This window comes from Mesorhizobium sp. RCAM 06353 (assembly GCF_059683585.1).
In genome coordinates, this window is record NZ_CM185031.1 from 6,731,801 (window position 1) to 6,748,276 (window position 16,476).

17 protein-coding genes and 1 pseudogene are annotated in these 16,476 nt (G+C 59.7%); 8 read left to right on the forward strand and 10 right to left on the reverse strand.

Features of this window, described 5'->3' with window-relative positions:
* Positions 1-12 precede the first annotated feature (12 nt).
* From AC56QX_RS32435 to AC56QX_RS32445, 3 genes and pseudogenes are all read right to left on the reverse strand, one after another.
* Positions 13-918 (reverse strand): SMP-30/gluconolactonase/LRE family protein, encoded by a 906-nt coding sequence (locus AC56QX_RS32435; protein ID WP_497112618.1) that lies wholly within the window; start codon positions 916-918, stop codon positions 13-15.
* 96 nt (positions 919-1,014) lie between these two features.
* Positions 1,015-1,257, reverse strand: a pseudogene (locus tag AC56QX_RS32440) (dihydrofolate reductase family protein); the annotation flags it as partial.
* A gap of 203 nt (positions 1,258-1,460) precedes the next feature.
* Positions 1,461-2,312, reverse strand: coding sequence for an MEDS domain-containing protein (locus AC56QX_RS32445; RefSeq protein WP_497112619.1), 852 nt, complete (start codon positions 2,310-2,312; stop codon positions 1,461-1,463).
* Between the two features lie 308 nt (positions 2,313-2,620).
* Here AC56QX_RS32445 and AC56QX_RS32450 point away from each other — a divergent pair, with 308 nt between their 5' ends.
* Entirely contained in the window at positions 2,621-4,216 is a 1,596-nt protein-coding gene (locus tag AC56QX_RS32450) for a putative bifunctional diguanylate cyclase/phosphodiesterase (RefSeq protein WP_497112620.1), read from the forward strand.
* Between the two features lie 87 nt (positions 4,217-4,303).
* On the opposite strand, the gene AC56QX_RS32455 is transcribed toward AC56QX_RS32450, so the two are convergent.
* The 3 genes from AC56QX_RS32455 to AC56QX_RS32465 form a co-directional block, all read right to left on the reverse strand.
* Positions 4,304-4,579, reverse strand: a complete 276-nt coding sequence (locus tag AC56QX_RS32455) for a hypothetical protein (RefSeq protein ID WP_202326307.1) — start codon at positions 4,577-4,579, stop codon at positions 4,304-4,306.
* A gap of 171 nt (positions 4,580-4,750) precedes the next feature.
* Positions 4,751-4,960 carry a cold-shock protein gene (locus AC56QX_RS32460; RefSeq protein ID WP_027145347.1) on the reverse strand — a complete coding sequence of 70 codons (210 nt, stop codon included), beginning with the start codon at positions 4,958-4,960 and terminating at the stop codon, positions 4,751-4,753.
* A gap of 173 nt (positions 4,961-5,133) precedes the next feature.
* Positions 5,134-5,427 (reverse strand): hypothetical protein, encoded by a 294-nt coding sequence (locus AC56QX_RS32465; protein ID WP_497112621.1) that lies wholly within the window; start codon positions 5,425-5,427, stop codon positions 5,134-5,136.
* A gap of 141 nt (positions 5,428-5,568) precedes the next feature.
* Between AC56QX_RS32465 and AC56QX_RS32470 the strand changes: the two genes are divergently transcribed.
* From AC56QX_RS32470 to AC56QX_RS32485, 4 genes are all read left to right on the forward strand, one after another.
* Complete coding sequence (locus AC56QX_RS32470; RefSeq protein WP_497112622.1) at positions 5,569-6,033, forward strand: Hsp20 family protein; 465 nt, start codon at positions 5,569-5,571, stop codon at positions 6,031-6,033.
* Between the two features lie 74 nt (positions 6,034-6,107).
* Positions 6,108-6,587, forward strand: a complete 480-nt coding sequence (locus tag AC56QX_RS32475; protein WP_497112623.1) for a hypothetical protein — start codon at positions 6,108-6,110, stop codon at positions 6,585-6,587.
* 300 nt (positions 6,588-6,887) lie between these two features.
* Positions 6,888-7,928: a sensor histidine kinase gene (locus AC56QX_RS32480; RefSeq protein WP_497112624.1), complete on the forward strand. Its 1,041-nt coding sequence runs from the start codon at positions 6,888-6,890 to the stop codon at positions 7,926-7,928.
* Positions 7,929-8,064: 136 nt separating this feature from the next.
* Positions 8,065-8,400, forward strand: a complete 336-nt coding sequence (locus AC56QX_RS32485; RefSeq protein ID WP_497118003.1) for a response regulator — start codon at positions 8,065-8,067, stop codon at positions 8,398-8,400.
* A 698-nt stretch (positions 8,401-9,098) separates the two neighbouring features.
* Here AC56QX_RS32485 and AC56QX_RS32490 read toward each other — a convergent pair.
* The 3 genes from AC56QX_RS32490 to AC56QX_RS32500 form a co-directional block, all read right to left on the reverse strand.
* A complete protein-coding gene (locus AC56QX_RS32490; protein WP_497112625.1) occupies positions 9,099-9,680 on the reverse strand; it encodes a response regulator transcription factor in 582 nt (193 codons plus the stop codon).
* Positions 9,681-9,783: 103 nt separating this feature from the next.
* A complete protein-coding gene (locus AC56QX_RS32495; protein ID WP_497112626.1) occupies positions 9,784-10,176 on the reverse strand; it encodes a response regulator in 393 nt (130 codons plus the stop codon).
* Positions 10,173-11,342, reverse strand: a complete 1,170-nt coding sequence (locus tag AC56QX_RS32500) for a PAS domain-containing sensor histidine kinase (RefSeq protein WP_497112627.1) — start codon at positions 11,340-11,342, stop codon at positions 10,173-10,175. The genes AC56QX_RS32495 and AC56QX_RS32500 overlap by 4 nt, the downstream gene beginning before the upstream one ends.
* 304 nt (positions 11,343-11,646) lie before the next feature.
* Here AC56QX_RS32500 and AC56QX_RS32505 point away from each other — a divergent pair, with 304 nt between their 5' ends.
* The 3 genes from AC56QX_RS32505 to AC56QX_RS32515 all read left to right on the forward strand — a co-directional run bounded on the left by AC56QX_RS32505 (position 11,647) and on the right by AC56QX_RS32515 (position 15,947).
* Positions 11,647-12,885, forward strand: a complete 1,239-nt coding sequence (locus AC56QX_RS32505) for an epoxide hydrolase family protein (protein ID WP_497112628.1) — start codon at positions 11,647-11,649, stop codon at positions 12,883-12,885.
* A 398-nt stretch (positions 12,886-13,283) separates the two neighbouring features.
* Complete coding sequence (locus AC56QX_RS32510) at positions 13,284-14,603, forward strand: epoxide hydrolase family protein (protein ID WP_497112629.1); 1,320 nt, start codon at positions 13,284-13,286, stop codon at positions 14,601-14,603.
* Positions 14,604-14,998: 395 nt separating this feature from the next.
* Positions 14,999-15,947, forward strand: a protein-coding gene (locus tag AC56QX_RS32515) for an IS630 family transposase (protein ID WP_497110998.1) whose coding sequence is annotated in 2 segments (ribosomal slippage) — positions 14,999-15,334 and positions 15,336-15,947 — 948 coding nt in all. Because the reading frame shifts where the segments join, the coding sequence is not laid out codon by codon here.
* A 165-nt stretch (positions 15,948-16,112) separates the two neighbouring features.
* Here AC56QX_RS32515 and AC56QX_RS32520 read toward each other — a convergent pair.
* Positions 16,113-16,358 (reverse strand): hypothetical protein, encoded by a 246-nt coding sequence (locus AC56QX_RS32520; RefSeq protein ID WP_497112630.1) that lies wholly within the window; start codon positions 16,356-16,358, stop codon positions 16,113-16,115.
* Positions 16,359-16,476 lie beyond the last annotated feature (118 nt).

Genomic DNA, 16,476 nt, shown 5'->3' on the forward strand with positions numbered 1-16,476 from the left:
TTGAGATGCTTCTCACGGTTTCTTGCCGCCGATGCGACCGTAGTGCGTCGGTCCTCCGCCACCCGGAACACTTACGCGGCAGAGCGTACCCTCAAAAGAGGGGTCGCTGCCCGTCGCCAGCACACCGGCATTTGTCACCCAAAGCATCTCGCCAGAGAAGACGCAGTTGGTCGTTGCCTTGCCGCAGACGAAGAAACCTTCAGCTGTGCCGTCCGGCTTCAGCACATGAATGCCGTTAGCGGCAATATCTGTGACATAAAGGCGGCCATCGGCACCGACCTTCAGGCCGTCCGGGATCGGATTGACCCCAGGCAACCGGCCAAGGTCTTCGACGCTGCCATCCGGGCGCTTCCGCTTGACGTGCCCGGTGTAGGACTCGCCCCAAACGATGGAGCCATCGGCCTCGATCGCCACTCCATTCGGGAAGGTCGGCTCGTCGAAGCCGAGAGCAAGGTACGCACTGCCGTCGGGGTTGACGGCAAAGATGTAGCTGGGGTCCGGATTCCCCGGATTGTACGTGCCGGGATCACTGAAGATAAGCCGGCCATCTGCGGCAAATACCAGATCGTTTGGACCATTGAGCCGAATGTCCGCAACTTCGGTCAGCAGGATTTCCGGCTTTCCGCCTTCGGCAACTCGCTGGATCGATGGCGTTGTCATCTCCGCCGCCCGCCAGGGTCCGGTCGTCCCACCGTTCTGGCAGACATAGAGCATGCCATCCGAACCGAGAACGCAGGCATTGGGCGCTCCCGCAACATAAGCGAACTGCCGAGCAGTTCCGTCAGGATCGATCGCCGTTAGCTGGCTGCGATAGCTTTCGACGATGACAACGCGACCATCAGGCAGCACCGTCGGGCCCTCGGGCCAGCCGAGGCCGGTCGCAACAACCTCGACTGCGAGCTTTTCGACCTCCTTCATGGTGCGATCTCCAGACCGGCAGCCTATCAAGATTTGTCGGGTCTAATCCAGCCGTCTACGCGTTCGTTGAATACATTGTGCGGCGATTGCAAGCATCGAGACGACCCATTTCGGCTGCTTGCGCCACGCCGCCGCGAAGGCGTGCTCATCCGCCTTCCATTCAGCATGATCGTCGTCCCAGTTACGCATGACCTCATACATTTGCCGACCGTACACACTGCCCGCCTGCCGCTCCGCCTCCTCGATAAAGTGGCGAAACAGCGCAGGGCCTGGCGCGAATCCCGTATGGTCGACGTAACCGTCCAGCGACTGGTTCATTCCGAACACAAGCCTGGCCATGCTCACACCTTCCTTGCGCGACTTACCCGCAGGAAATCCGATTGCACTATGCAATCAGTTGTAAGCCATATCTCCTGAGCTTCGCAATTGGTTTTTGGCGTGCATGGAGCTGCCCCCCGTGATGGCAGTCATAGTCAAATCTTTGCAGTTGCAATCGGCGACAAAGTCCAGCTTCCCATCGCAAGAGCAACCCCGGACTTGTGCTACCCGCCAAGAACCATATGCAAGAGGTGGACCGTGCTTCGTGCGTTCGTTTTCTTGAGAAGATTGGCCCTGTGGAACTCGACCGTTCGCGGGGCGATTTTCAAGGTGCGGGCAATCTCCTTACTCGAATAACCCCTGACGATTTGGGCGAGTACGATACGCTCGCGGGCAGTGAAAGCGGCGCGGTCGGTGTCCGCCAGGATATCCAGTGCGCCATTCAGCCTCCTGATTTCCTGCTTGGCGGCCTGGAGCTCCGGCGTCTCGAGAAATTCCCATTCTCCGTTTCGTCGGGTGATGGTGAATTGATGCGCTCGCGCGACATCGAGCAGGTCCACGGCCCTGCTTTTCGACAGGGAATAAGTGCACAAAACGAGCATCTTCTGACCCGCCAGCGAGTGGTCGAGTTCATGTTCGTATTGGCAAAACTCCTGCCAGTGGCTGGTCCCGATCCAGAATGCGTTACCGCTGATTCTGATCCCGGCATAGCCCCGTTCCAACGCTGCGCTCAGCTTCTCATTCCAGCCGCCGGTGATGCGCTGTATGTCGAACTCGCCGCCCGGAAGGTACCAGTCCGTAGCAGCAATGATCTCCATCTGGCCGGCCATCCGGCGCGCATCGATGTCGGGGATGGATTGCCGTAGCGCATCCTTCGCCGTCTCTGCGTCGATCGGGTCGGAGACCGCCCAGATGCAGAACTCGTTGTTCTCCAGCCCGGCCGCGAAATAGGAAGCGTTCGTGGCAAGCAGGTCCTGTTCCGCTTCGTAGAAGACGCAGATGTGTGTGCCCCAGGACATCTCGCCCATGACGCGGATGCCGGACTTGCGGAGCGCGTGGGCAGGCTCATCGTTCATGTCGATGCCGCTTTCCGGGCGTACGAGTACGTCACTGAGCCACTAAATCAGTCGCAGCCGACGGCGGCCCACGCCACGTCGGCCATTCCGTTACGGAACCTGTTGATCGTGCCAGTAGAATATGCGCGATAGCTGGCCATCTATGGGGGCATGCATCTCCGGACACTATCAGCCGCGGCCCCAACATGACAGAGATTTTCAAGGCCGGGTTCGGCAATCTGATCCGCAGTACGGCGGTCGCGAACCCGCGCCGCTATGGCGTGCCGGAAGGGATCGCGGCCCGGCTGCCCGATCTATCGAGGGATGGTTTGGCCATCAGCGATCTGCGTGAAAAGGGTATGGCGCTCGTCTACGTCAACCGCGCGTTCCAGGACATCACCGGCTATTCCAGCGACGAACTGATCGGGAGAAACTGCCGCTTCCTGCAAGGCAGCGATCGCCTTCAACCCGAAATCCAGTCCATTCGCGAAGCCATCGCGCGGCGTGAGGATGTTGCCGTCACGCTGAAGAACTACCGCAAGGACGGTAGCTGGTTCTGGAACGAACTCCGCCTCGCGCCAATGAGCATCGCTGGTGGTGAGCCGACGCACTATATCGGACTGATGCGGGACGTGACGGCGAGCAGGGTCGCCGCCGCGCAAATTGCCCAGAGCACCCGCGCCGACATGCTCACCGGTGTTCTCAACAGATACGCCTTCGTCGAGGACGTCGACATCCTGCTGCGTCAAGGGGAACGGCCGATCCTGCTTGTCAAGATCGACATGGCTCGTTTCCATGACATCAACGAAGGGTACGGATATGACGTTGGCGACCAGGTGCTGATGCAGATTGCCCGACGCCTGACCAACACAGGCGCTGCACTGATCTGCCGCACGGGATCCAATGAGTTTGCGCTCGCTCAGCCGCTTGGCCATGCCGACGAGGCCCAAGCGGCAATCGAAATGATCCGGCAGTCCCTGGCGCCTCGCTATCTCGTTGCGGGCGCGACGATCAGGATCCGTTTCGCGACGGGCTATGTCGTTGGCAACCAGACGACGGACGCCATAACGCTGGTTCGTCGTGCCGGTGCCGCTTTGCATCGGTCGAAGTCGTCGGCGTTCCTCGATATCTGCGCATTCAGTTCCGAGGACGATAAGCGTGCCCGAAACCGACTGCGCATGACCAGCGAAATGCAGCAGGCCCTGGAACATGACGAGTTCGATTTTCACTACCAGCCGCAGGTCGACCTCGCCACGGGAACGATTGTCGGTGCCGAAGCCCTGTTGCGATGGCACCATGGGCTGTTTGGGATGCAGTCGCCGGACAAGTTCATCGGCCATGCCGAAGATACGGGTCTTATACTCGATATCGGCGCCCGAGGTCTTCGCACCGTCGCGGACTTTGCCGCGCGCGTGAACCGGGACCGACAAGTGCCGATAGTCTTCTCGTTCAATGTCTCGCCTCTCGAGTTCAAGCTTCGCGACATGCCGAAATTTGTCTCCGATGTGCTCACCGCCAGCGGCGCCGATGCTGCATGGATCAAGCTAGAGCTCACCGAGAGCCTGATGGTGGAAAGTTCCGCGGAAATGCTGTCGATCATGAGACACCTGCGCGAACTGGGCGTCGGCCTGTCCATCGACGACTTCGGAACCGGCTACGCCAATCTGCGCTATCTCGAAGACTTCCCCCTCACGGAGATCAAAATCGATCGCGGTTTTGTCAAAGGACTAGCGCAAAGCCGTTCCAAGCGGGTCATCATCGAGTCCATCATCAGGATTTCCAGGGAACTCGGCTTTCATGTCGTCGCCGAGGGAATCGAGACAGAGGTGGAACGCACGCTGTTGCGCGACATGGACTGTGATTTCGGGCAAGGATTTCTGTTCGGTCGGCCGGTCGACGCTGCAAGATTTGAATCACTGGTTTGAGCGATTCTCTGGAGCTGAAAATCAGCTCGATCTGAATGACGCCGTGTACTGCGCGGGCGGCCGCTGGCCTAAGCCGTCGTCAAATTACTAAGCCCGATCGAACGTGAAGGATGTCAGAAGCGTGGTAACAAAGTTGCTCGCCTTTTCCTTGACGAGAGTCTCCGTCCATTCGTCGGTCCCACGCAGCATCAGCCCCGTGTAAATGCTGTCTACCGCAGCCTCTTCGATGCGTTTGATATGGGACTTGAATGCTGCTTCGTCGCCCGTCCTGTAAATATCGCGGACAATCATTCGCAGGATTTCCTGGATGGCGATCTGCCAAGCGGTGTTGATCGTCTGAAGCTCGTTCGTCGTTTCGGTCATCCAGATCTCCTTGATCTTGACGGCCATCGACAAGGTGCAGCGATGCGCACGCGAATTAAAATGGGTCGGTCGGCCGGACATAAAAAAGGTCAGGCAACTTCGCCTGACCTCGCTTGGTCTCATGCTTTCAACAGTGCCAGTACATCCGTGGTCAAAGGAAAGCTGAACCGATCAAACGGCCTGGAGATTGCAGGCCGACATTTTGCCCGACTTGTTGTCGCGCTCCATCTCATAGCCGATCTTCTGACCTTCGACGATTTCGCGCATTCCGGCGCGTTCGACGGCAGAGATGTGAACGAAGGCGTCGGCGCCGCCGTTGTCAGGCTGAATGAAGCCGAAGCCCTTGGTGGAATTGAACCATTTAACTGTGCCAGTGGTCATGATGAACCCTTTTCATAGCAGTATTTAACGACGGCAACGCAACAGCGAAGCCGTTTGTGACGATGACGATTTTGAAGGGAAGGTTCGTTCAGGGCGCGGTGCCAAACGCGCGATAACCAAAGCTCGGCAAGCAATATCGACAGGCAAATTCATATCCTGCTTCCATGGCTACGTCAACTTTTGGTTTTGGAAAATGCAATTTCAACTTTTTGTTGTATCCGTCGAGGATGCAATCCGACCGAACGCCCAAGGAATGAATTGCTGATGCAGGGATAGAAACGGCCATTGAGCCATGCAGGCACCCATTCGAATTTGCCCATGCCCGATGGCCTGACCTTGTCGATACTCATCGCGTCGACCATCCGGTCCTCCCGGAGGCGATGCCGCAATGCTGCTCCGTGGCAGAGATGATATCCAAACCGTCGTCCCCCTTCTGGCAACTGGTTTTTCACGCCATCAAGATGCATGTAAATTTTTTTGCGCAGGGGTCTTGAAGCTGTTTTCGACGCTTCCCAAATCGTCCGCCGTCGAGGCTGTATGGCTCGACGACGGGCGGCGCCGTTGGGCGGCGCACCTTGTACCCATGTTGCTTCAAGGAGAATGTGGCTATGAGAACCTTTGACTCGCTTTATCGAACCACCGTCGGATTCGATCGTCTTTTCGACATGCTCGAAAACAGCGCCAGGACCGACTGGCCGCCTTACAATATCGAGAAGACCGGTGAAAACGACTACCGTATCGCCATGGCTATTGCCGGCTTCAGTTCCGAAGAGGTGGAGTTGACGCAGAATGGCCCGGAACTTGTGGTTGTCGGCCAGAAATCCACCGACACGGAGGGGCGTCAGGTGCTGCACCAGGGCCTTGCCTTGCGCAACTTCAGACACGTGTTCAAGCTGGCCGACCACATGAAGGTGGTGGCTGCGTCCCTGGAGAATGGCTTGCTCAGCGTCGAGATCGTGCGGGAAATCCCCGAGGAACTGAAGCCTCGCCGCATCAACATCGGCCCTGGCGACGCTGTGGCGGTCAGCAAGCAGATCATCCAGGACGTCGAGAAACCGCGTAAGGTTGCCTGACGCCGATATTTCAACACGAACACTGCGGTCGCCTCCCGGCTTCGGTCGGGAGGCCTTGATTGCGGAGATTGGAGATGAATCAGCAGTCTGAAACATACCGCGCCGCAACCCGGCGCGTCGGACTGTTCGAGGGTCTTTTTTGCCTTCTCGACAGTCCGGGCGATGTGCTCACGCATCCACGCATGGGCTTGGACGAAAAGCGCGCCTTGCTCGCATCATGGGCGTCGGACGTGCATGCCGTCGAAAATCACCCCACCCTACGTAAACTGGACAATGGCAAGATCGTCCCCGTCGACGATATCTTGCGATGCCTGAAGGCGCTGGATCAGGTCGGCTCCGCCGGCCGGGGTCTTTCGCGTCGGGCAATGCCGTGGAACATGGCGTTTGATCGCTGCGGCCGGCGCATCAACGGATCGCCGCGTCGATGGCGCTTTACCGGCAGGGACGATGACGATGATCCGCCGTCTTGCCCGGCGGCGGTATCGCCACGTGTACCCGGCGGCGGCCAAAGTGGCGCGTATATGATGGTTGAGCGCCAACCCGCTTATGCCTGACGGATCCCCTCGCGGTTTCCGAAAGGCACAAACAACCCGCTGCGCCGGTTCGCGGCGGGTTGCGGTTCGGCAGCTTCGGGTCAAAAGCTCTCCACGCCTTCTGAGCCTCCGGGACTGATCTTCTTGCCCTCATATCGCGTCCATGAGCCGCCTGTCTGAGACACGGCTTAAATAACATGGCCAACGACCCATAATGTGATAAGGTGGATCATGTTTTTCGACCGGGCATGAATTCCGGTCGGCTTTCCTGCCGAGTGATGGCTCGCTTCGCGCGCTTTCGGCCCTTGAGGGCCAAATTTCATGGCATCCGTTTCAGCATCCCACCTGGAAGCTGCGAGCACGCTCGCAGTGGTCGTTTCATCGAACGAGCCGCTTCTGTTCCTGACCGATGATCTCAGGGTCATTGTGGTCAGCGCTTCGTTTTGCCAGGCCTTTCAGATCGATCCCGCAACGGTCGCAGGCAAATTTCTCTCGGAAATCGGCGCGGGCGAATGGAACATGCCCAAGCTGAACTCATTGCTCAAGGCAACCGCCGCCGGCAGCGCCAGGATCGAGGCCTATGAGGTCGACCTGAAGCGGGCGGGCCAGAAGACCCGCCAGTTGGTCGTGAACGCGCGCGTGCTCGAAGACGGCGATCTTGACCGAATTCGCCTTCTGGTGGCCGTAGCCGACGTAACGGATGCTCGCGCGGACGCCCGCCAAAAGGACGATCTCATTCGCGACAAGGCAATCCTGATGCAGGAAGTGCAGCACCGGGTCGCCAACAGCTTGCAGATCATCGCCAGCGTGCTGATGCAGAGCGCGCGCAGGGTCCAGTCAGAAGAGGCTCGCGGCCATCTGCGTGACGCCCACAACAGGGTCATGTCGATCGCGGCTGTGCAGCGGCACCTTGCCCAGTCCGGTGTGGAGAACGTTTCGCTTCGGACCTATTTTACGCAGTTAAGTGAAAGCCTTGGCGCGTCGATGATCTCCGACAGGGACCGGCTTTCAATCGTCGTTTCCGTCGACGACAGCGTCGTGAGGTCCGACATTTCGATCAGCCTGGGGCTGATAGTCACCGAACTGGTGATCAACGCGCTGAAGCACGCATTTCCGCAGGAGCGGTCCGGCAAGATTTCGGTCGACTACCGTTCGCACGGGGAAGACTGGACCCTCTCGGTCCGCGACGACGGGATCGGCATGGCCGACAGTAACGCAAAGGCCGGGCTTGGCACTGGTATCGTCGAGGCGCTTGCACGGAACTTGCAAGGTGACATCAGCGTGACCGATGCAAATCCCGGAACTCTCGTATCGGTTGCCCACATTGCCGGCGTCATCGACAACGTGCAGGCGGCAGCATAGCCAGATGACCCCAACAAAATCCGCTGACGCGGGGCAAGCCTTGCCCAATGCGAAACTTGGTCCCGCGCAGGCCGGAGACATCACGGCAAACCGCAAGGCTGTCATTCTGATCGTCGAAGACAACGCCATCATCAGGATGGGAGCGGTCGACCTCGTCGTCCATGCCGGTTACGGGGCGCTCGAGGCCAGCAATGCGGAGGAGGCAATTCGGCTGCTGGAGGCACGAACGGACATCGTTCTGGTGTTCACCGACGTTGGCATGCCCGGCACCATGGACGGCATCAAATTGGCCCACCACATCCGAAATCGATGGCCGCCGGTCAAGCTGATCGTCGCTTCCGGCAGGTCGATCATCGAACAAAGCCGGCTGCCTGAAGGAAGTTACTTTTTCCCCAAACCCTATAACGATGGCTCGATCGTCGAACAGATGCGCCGGATGCTGTCACCGATCGAAACGCGTCCGAAGTCCTGAGCGTGGATCGTCTGCGGCATTCCTTGAAGACGTAAGGCCGGCATCACATCCAGCTGAATTATTGGATGGAACTAAAATCGGGCTCGAAGCCGTAGTATGCGTCTGCCTCGTCGCAAACTGGCGTATTTTCGGCGGCGTTTGCGTGGGTCTGAATCATTCCCACTCAATTGTTCTTGACCCAGCTAGGTCATTGATCTAGCTGGGTTTCTTCTTGCTTGAGGCCCGAAAAGCCGACGCATGGTGCGTCAAAATGTTACGCTTTTGAATTTAAAGGGAAAATCGCCGCAAAAAATATTTTGACGTTTCACCAACTATCGAGATCAATCGGACGATTTTCGCGCGTCGTGGCGTCCGACAACGTAAAACAATCTAGCTCAAAAATACCGTCAAGCAAGCGGGTGTTTAGCCCTCGAAAACAATATAGCCGCCCCTCGGCGACCGCCACCGCAATTTGCCGCCTAGACCAAGATCGTCGCTTCTCCCGAAACGCAAATCCAACCACAGTCAATTATGAGTTCATCGTTTGCCAGGAGGCGATGTCGTGACGCACTCGACCCCTGGTCATCGCAAGTGCAGGGTCACGCTCGCCTCGGACCGACCATCGACGCCGAAGTCGACCTGAACTATGGCCGCCACGGCTTCTTCCTGCGCGCGCAGCTTCGCTGGCGCCACTTTTGCGCTCGCCGTTCATCGACGAACTAAACCTTCACTGAAGCGGAAAGTCCGAGACTGGCGCTCATGTTGACGAGTTCGGCTAATGAATGGGCGTGCATCTTTTCCATCACCCGGCCGCGGTGTTTCTTCACGGTGATCTCGGAGATGCCAAGGTCGCCCGCCACCTGCTTGTTCATACGGCCCGAGACCACACCGGCCATAACCTGGCGCTCGCGGGGACTGAGATCCGCATAGCAGTCGCGGAGCGCTTGCAGGGCCGCCTGATCGCCGACAGCCGCCCGGCTGCGCTCCAGCGCTGCGCCGATGGCGTCCAGCATAACCTGCTCGCCGAAAGGTTTGGTCAGGAACTCCACCGCACCGGCCTTCATCGCCCGCACGGACATCGGTATATCGCCGAACCCGGTGACAAAGATGATCGGCATGTCGCCCCGTTCGCCAGCGATGGCCGTCTGAAGATCGAGGCCGCTAAGGCCCGGCAGGTTCACGTCGAGCACGAGACAACTTGCGCCGGTCGCTGGTGGGCATGCCAGAAATAGATCGGCCGATGCGAAAGTGCGCGCGCGCCAGCCGGCAACCTGAATCAGGGTCTCAAGCGACTCGCGCACGAACTCGTCGTCATCGACGACAAAGACGGTCGGCGTGGCATCTGGCAGGCCTGACTTTGTAGCCATGGTACTCGACCGTTTTTTTGACGATCCGCGGAGGCGGTCATTTGCATAGCAAATCCTCGCTCAAATCAAGCGCGTCACTGACCGCCTCGATCATGGCCGTCTCACTAAAGGGCTTCTTCAGAAAAGCCACGGCGCCTCGCCCCAATACTCTCGGACCCAGGGCTTCGTCGGAATTGGCGCTGATGAAGACGATCGGAATAACGTAGCTGCGCCTGACAAGCTCCTGCTGCAGCTCGGGGCCTGTCATCCCGGGCATGGCCACGTCGAGCACCAGGCATCCGGTCAGGTCCAGGCTATCCGACGCCAGGAACTCCGCGGCGGAGGAAAACGGCTGCGCCTCCAGACCGAACGACCTCAGCAAGTCGGGCAAGGCCTCGCGGACGAATTCATCATCGTCCACGACCGACACTAGTCTGCGCTTCGCCATCATAGTTCTTTCGAGACTGCATCAGCCGGCCCCGCGACGTCGCTGGGGATCGAGAAGGAAAATGTTGCACCGGGTCCATCCTCGTTGCGTGCCACCCAGAGCCGTCCCTCGTGGCCCTGAATGATCGACTGGCTGATCGAGAGACCGATGCCCATGCCCTCGCTTTTGGTGGTGTAGAAGGCGTCGAACAATCGATCGAAATTCTCCGGCGCGATCCCACTGCCCGCGTCGCGTACCGAGAGTCGTATCTGACCCGGCTCGCCCCAGGTCGTCGTAACCCAAAGGTTCCGCGGCCGGTCATCGACCGTGAGCATCGCGTCCCTGGCGTTGAGGACCAGATTGAGAATGACCTGCTGGAGCTGGATACGATCACCGCGAACGCTCGGCAGCGCGCGAGCGAAGTCGGCGTGCAATTCCACGCGCGCGCTCTGCAACTCGCTCGAAGAGAGGGCGAGAACCTCTGCCGCCGCCTCGTTCAAATCCACCGCTTCGGCAGCCGGTTCCTTGCGGACAAACATTGCCCTTAGGCGCTGGATCACCTCGGAAGCGCGATTGGCGTCGCGAATGGTTCGCTGCGCCGTGATCTGGGCGAGGTCCAGGTTCGGGGGATCGGCCGCGAGCATGCGCAGGCAGGTGCTCGCGTTGGTGACGAGGGAGGTAAGCGGCTGGTTGACCTCGTGTGCGATCGAAGCGGTCAGCGCGCTCAGGGTCGCGAGACGCGCCACGTGGGCGAGTTCGGCGCGCGCCTTGTTCAACGCCTCCTCGGCGACCTTCCGCGCGGTCACGTCCTGAACGGCGCCGATGATCACGGGCCGCTCAGCGGTGTGTTCTATGCGATGTCCCACGGCGTGCAGGTGCTTCAAAGCGCCACTGGCGGTCACGATCCGGTAGGGCAGATCTACGTCCCCGCCGGCGGCGGCGCCCTCAAGCGTGGCCACAAACGCAGGAAAGTCCGCAGGATGCACGAACTTTCCAACCAGATCCGTGGTGATGGTGGTAGCCGGGTCAAGCTCGAAGATGCGGCACAGTTCCTCGGACCAGAGGAGCTCGCCCCTATCGAAGTCCCAGGTAAAGCTGCCGGTATGGCTCAACCGCTGGGCTTCGGCCAGATGCACATAGGCGCGCCGAAGGTCTGTGTCGTCCGACTGGCGGCTGGGCTGGATTTCCATTCTGGTCCTCACGCTGGCTCCACCTCGGGACAATGCAGTTCTCGAACGGCTTTCGTCCATGGTCCTTAGGTGTCCATCGGTGGCCTGAATTCGACCGCGTATCGATTGCGGAGGCTCATGCGGATAAATGGCAAAAAACTGCATATGGTACTTTGGTATACCATTTTAGATTGTCACATGGATTACAGTATACTTAAGTGTCCGGCACCCTTTGGTACCATTTATTTCGGCCAGAATTCGTCGAAACTGTTCCTTGTCAGTCGAATTACTCGCTGATCAGCGCCCAGCGCAAAGGAGAACGGTCATGACTTCGCAATTTCTCAAAAATACATCGCAGGATTTTCTAGCTGGCTCCGCCAACGACGGCGTTGCCATTCGTCCTTTCCGGGTCGACGTGCCGGAAGCCGAACTCGCTGACCTCACGAGGCGCCTAGCGAACGCACGGCTCCCCGAAAAGGAAACCGTTGCGGACTTCAGCCAGGGCGTACCGCTGAAGACCATCGAGCAGGTTCTCGACTATTGGCGGAACCACTATGACTGGCGGAAAGTCGAGGCCCGGCTGAACAGCTACCCGCAGTTCATTACCGAAATCGACGGGTTGGATATCCATTTCATCCACGTGCGCTCGCCGCACGAAAATGCCATGCCGCTGATCGTGACGCATGGCTGGCCCGGTTCGATCCTTGAGCAGTTGAAGATCATCGAGCCGTTGACCAACCCCACGGCCCATGGCGGCAGGGCCGAGGACGCCTTCCACGTCGTGATCCCGTCGATGCCCGGTTACGGGTTCTCGGGCAAGCCGACTTCGGTCGGCTGGGGTCCGGAGCGGATAGCCAGCGCCTGGACCACGCTGATGCGGCGCCTCGACTACAAGAAGTTCGTTGCGCAAGGCGGCGACTGGGGCGCCGTCGTCACCGACCTGATGGGCGTCCAGGCACCGCCGGAACTGCTTGGCATCCACTCCAACATGCCAGGCGCGATCCCTGCAGAAATCGATGGAGCCGCCTTTGGTGGAGCGCCGGCTCCGGTCGGCCTCTCGGCGGAAGAGAAGAGCGTCTACGACGAACTCGTGTTCTTCTACAAGCACGTGTACTACGCCTTCTGGATGGCGACACGCCCGCAGACCGGGGCCGCGTTCGCGGACTCGCCGATCGGGCTTGCCACCTTCCTGCTCGACCACGATGCGCGCAGTCTGGAACTCATCGCGCGTTCATTCGACGGGCAGAAGGAAGGTCTGACGCCAGACGACGTCCTCGACAATGTCACGCTCTTCTGGCTGACCAACACCGGCGTTTCCTCGGCCCGGCTCTACGCGGAAAACAAGCTCGCCTTTTTCAGTCCCAAGGGCGTGAAGGTCCCAGTGGCGGTGAGCTCATTCCCGGACGAGCTCTATCAGACCCCGCGCTCCTGGGCGGAGCGCGCCTATCCCAACCTCATCTACTACAACAAGCCTGCCAAGGGCGGCCACTTCGCCGCCTGGGAACAACCTGAGTTGCTGGTCCACGACCTGCGCGAAGGCTTCCGCTCGCTGCGCTCGGCCTAGTGCCGGCCAAAGCCCTGCCCTCGGCGCGGCGCCCCTGCAAATCCCTGCAGGCGCCGCGCCCACCTTTTTCCTGACGCTGGCAACCTCGTTGCGGACCAAAGAGCACAAACAATCTATTGGCGGATGGCTCAAGGCCTAGCAGTCTAGCATCGCGTTGCTCGCCAACAGTGACCTCACAACGCTCGCCGTCGAGCTCGTCGATGAAGCTCTCGATTGAAGCCGAGCTTCGCCAATATCCGCAGCGACCCGAAATTGCGCGCCGCCGCCTCGGCCGTCACCTGTTCAAGCGCCAGAAAACCATGGTATGGTCCATGCCATGGTACAATAGATTTGCCTCGGCTGACGGTTGATCTGTGTGTCCCGTTCGCTCCGGATTTGGCTGAATCAGGAGAGGTCTCATGGTCAAGACTAATCCGCTTGAAACCGTCGACGTCGATCGTCGACGTCTTCTGAAGACGACCGCAACGGGGATTGCCGTTGCCGGTGCGGCCAGCTGGCTTCCCACAAATTCGGCATTTGCGGCGAACCGGGATGACATCCAGCCCTTCAAAGTCGAAATCCCGGAGGAGCAACTCGTCGATCTCCGCCGGCGCCTCGCGGCGGCACACTGGCCCACCATGGAACTCGTCGAGGATCGGTCGCAGGGCGTGCAGCTGGCGACGCTGCGGGAGCTCGCCCGCTATTGGATGACCGAGTACGACTGGCGCGCGTGCGAGGCACGACTGAACGCACTGCCACAGTTCACAACCGAGATCGACGGGGTGAATATCCACTTTTTCCACGTCAGGTCCCGGCATGAGAACGCGTTACCGCTGATTATGACACACGGCTGGCCCGGCTCGGTCATCGAGCTCCTCGAGACCGTCGGTCCCCTGACCGACCCGACCTCGCACGGGGGCGCCCCCGAGGACGCATTCCACCTAGTGCTGCCGTCCTTACCTGGCTACGGCTTCTCCGGCGAGCCGACCGAGCTTGGCTGGAACTCCGGCCGCATCGCACGCGCATGGGCGGAGCTGATGGATCGCCTCGGCTACAAGCGCTACGTGGCCCAGGGGGGCGACGTTGGCGCCTCCGTCACGGACGCGATGGGCCGCCAAGCGCCCGATGGTTTGCTCGGCATTCACCTCAACTTGCTTTCCGGGGTGATCGGTATCAAGGACAAACTGCCGGCGGTGTCCGCGCAGGAACGCGCGGCGCACGACAAGCTCAACATGTTCGCGGCTGATGGCTACGGCTACTTCTTGGAGCAGTCCACTCGGCCGCAGACGATCGGCTACTCCCTGCTGGATTCACCCGTCGGGCTGGCAGCCTGGATGCTCGACCACGACACCGACAGCTACTACAAGATCTCCCGCGCGTTCGTCGACCGCAAGCCAGCGGGCAATCTCACGCGGAACAACATCGTCGATAACATCACCCTGTACTGGCTGACCGGCACCGGCGCCTCGGCCGCCCGCTGGTACTGGGAATTGGGCCGGGTCCTGGCCGCAGCCCGTGAGACAGGTAAGGCTCCTCCCGCAGTCTCGGTTCCGGTCGGCTTTACGACGTTCCCCGGCGAGATCTGGGCTGCCCCGCGCAGTTGGGTCGAGACGGTCTACCCCAACCTCGCCTACTTCAATGCGGTCGACAGGGGCGGCCACTTCGCCGCCTGGGAGGAACCTGAGCTCTTCTCTAGCGAACTCCGAGCCGCCTTCAGGTCACTTCGGCCCGCACGCTGAGCGATCAAGCTTCCAAACACTTGGCTACGCGATTGGCTCGACAGAGACGGTGGGCCAAAACTCAGGTGTTTTCGGCACTGACTGCGGTGTCTCAGCCACGTGTTGCCAACTACTCCGCGCTAACCGACGGAAATGTCGACTCTGAGACAGTCCAAAAACCCGCAAGTCGGGCGGACTGGACGGTGGGTCTGGAGGGACGCCTCTTCAACAAAATCAATCAGTTACCGGGCGGTCGCCAAGCCATATCCTTTGTATGTTCTCGTATGGCCTGGCGACCCTAAGGAGGACGAGCGAGATTAACTACTAGAGCGTTTCCTGTTTTGAGAGAATCGTAGGATTCCCAAAGAAGGGTGTTTGTGATTCAAGATGCTGGCTGGATTGGAGGCCAGCATCTGATGACGCGAGCGCTTTCAAATGATCTTCGTGAGCGTGCAGTAGCGGCAGTTGGCGAGGGGGAGACCTGCCGTGCGGTTGCCTCGCGCTTTGGCGTTGCAGTTTCCTCTGTAGTGAAGTGGTCGCAGCGTTACCGTGCGACCGGATCGGTGGCGCCGGGCAAGATGGGCGGACACCGCAAGCGCGTTCTGGAGCCGCATCGGGCCTTCATCGTGGAGCGGATCAATCAGACCTCTGAACTGACGCTGCATCGGCTGAAGGACGAATTGGATGCGCGCGGGGTCAAGGTCTCGCACAATACGGTGTGGCTGTTCCTGCGCCGCGAGGGCCTGAGCTTCAAAAAAAACGCTGTTCGCCCTTGAGCAGGCACGCGCTGATATTGCCCGCAGGCGTCAGCGATGGCGATCCTGGCAGACCGGTCTCGATCCGCGGTGCCTGGTCTTCATTGATGAGACCTGGATCAAGACCAACATGGCTCCGCTGCGAGGTTGGGGGCCGAAGGGCAAGCGGCTGCGCGGTCTGGCGCCGCACGGCCACTGGCGCACGCTGACCTTCCTTGGCGCGCTGCGCTGGGATCGGCTCGCAGCACCTTGCGTCTTCGACGGACCGATCAACGGCCAATGCTTTCGCGCGTATGTCGAGCAGCAGCTCGTCACCGTTCTGAAGCCCGGCGACATCGTCGTCATGGATAATCTGGGAAGTCATAAGTCGGCGGCCATCAGGCAGATGATCAAGGCTGCCGGCGCCAGGCTTTGGTACCTGCCGCCCTACTCTCCAGACCTCAATCCCATCGAGCAGGCCTTCGCCAAGATCAAACACTGGATGCGCCAAGCTCAGAAACGCACCGTCGAGGACACTTGGCGCTACATCGGCCACCTCGTCGAAACCATCGAGGCAGCCGAATGCAAGAACTACTTCCAAAACGCAGGCTACGCTTCCGTCAAAACGTGAAAGGCTCTAGCTTCGAGATATCGACGCTGTGTTTGCGGGTCGCCAGGAACTTCCTCCCACTGAGTGACCGATATTGGGCCGCAACCGGACTGTCTGTTTTGCGATGTGAGCGGCACAAAGCAGTCGTTCAGTTCAGCCCCGAAGGCGGTCTGAAGAGCGAAAGGCCTATTGCGCCGCGAGAACTTTCCTTTTCAAGAGGCGGCCAAGATCGGTCAGACGCAGGAACGGATGAGGTCGGATCTGCGCAGCCTGCCGAGAAGCGATGATCGCAGCTCGATGGGCGTCTTGCCGTTCCAGATAGAATGCCAGTGCAAGGTCATGACGTGTCGGCCGAAAGCCGCCGAGCGGCTGTGCCGTGGTGAACAATATCCTGGGCTGAATGGGCCAATCAGAAAGGCTGGGACTAAGCATAGCATCCTCCCGCGGAGTGTGGATCCACGAACTCTCTCCTATGGCCGTGAGATATACGTACGAGGAACTGTGATTGGTTCGTGAAAAATGCGGCCCCCCTAAATCGTGGTTGAAGTCG

Coding starts and splice junctions, on each gene's coding strand:
- AC56QX_RS32435 (WP_497112618.1), bottom strand. CDS start 918: ATGAAGGAGGTCGAAAAGCTCGCAGTCGAGGTTGTTGCGACCGGCCTC.
- AC56QX_RS32445 (WP_497112619.1), bottom strand. CDS start 2,312: ATGAACGATGAGCCTGCCCACGCGCTCCGCAAGTCCGGCATCCGCGTC.
- AC56QX_RS32455 (WP_202326307.1), bottom strand. CDS start 4,579: ATGACCGAAACGACGAACGAGCTTCAGACGATCAACACCGCTTGGCAG.
- AC56QX_RS32460 (WP_027145347.1), bottom strand. CDS start 4,960: ATGACCACTGGCACAGTTAAATGGTTCAATTCCACCAAGGGCTTCGGC.
- AC56QX_RS32465 (WP_497112621.1), bottom strand. CDS start 5,427: ATGCATCTTGATGGCGTGAAAAACCAGTTGCCAGAAGGGGGACGACGG.
- AC56QX_RS32470 (WP_497112622.1), top strand. CDS start 5,569: ATGAGAACCTTTGACTCGCTTTATCGAACCACCGTCGGATTCGATCGT.
- AC56QX_RS32475 (WP_497112623.1), top strand. CDS start 6,108: ATGAATCAGCAGTCTGAAACATACCGCGCCGCAACCCGGCGCGTCGGA.
- AC56QX_RS32480 (WP_497112624.1), top strand. CDS start 6,888: ATGGCATCCGTTTCAGCATCCCACCTGGAAGCTGCGAGCACGCTCGCA.
- AC56QX_RS32485 (WP_497118003.1), top strand. CDS start 8,065: ATGGGAGCGGTCGACCTCGTCGTCCATGCCGGTTACGGGGCGCTCGAG.
- AC56QX_RS32495 (WP_497112626.1), bottom strand. CDS start 10,176: ATGATGGCGAAGCGCAGACTAGTGTCGGTCGTGGACGATGATGAATTC.
- AC56QX_RS32500 (WP_497112627.1), bottom strand. CDS start 11,342: ATGGAAATCCAGCCCAGCCGCCAGTCGGACGACACAGACCTTCGGCGC.
- AC56QX_RS32505 (WP_497112628.1), top strand. CDS start 11,647: ATGACTTCGCAATTTCTCAAAAATACATCGCAGGATTTTCTAGCTGGC.
- AC56QX_RS32510 (WP_497112629.1), top strand. CDS start 13,284: ATGGTCAAGACTAATCCGCTTGAAACCGTCGACGTCGATCGTCGACGT.
- AC56QX_RS32520 (WP_497112630.1), bottom strand. CDS start 16,358: ATGCTTAGTCCCAGCCTTTCTGATTGGCCCATTCAGCCCAGGATATTG.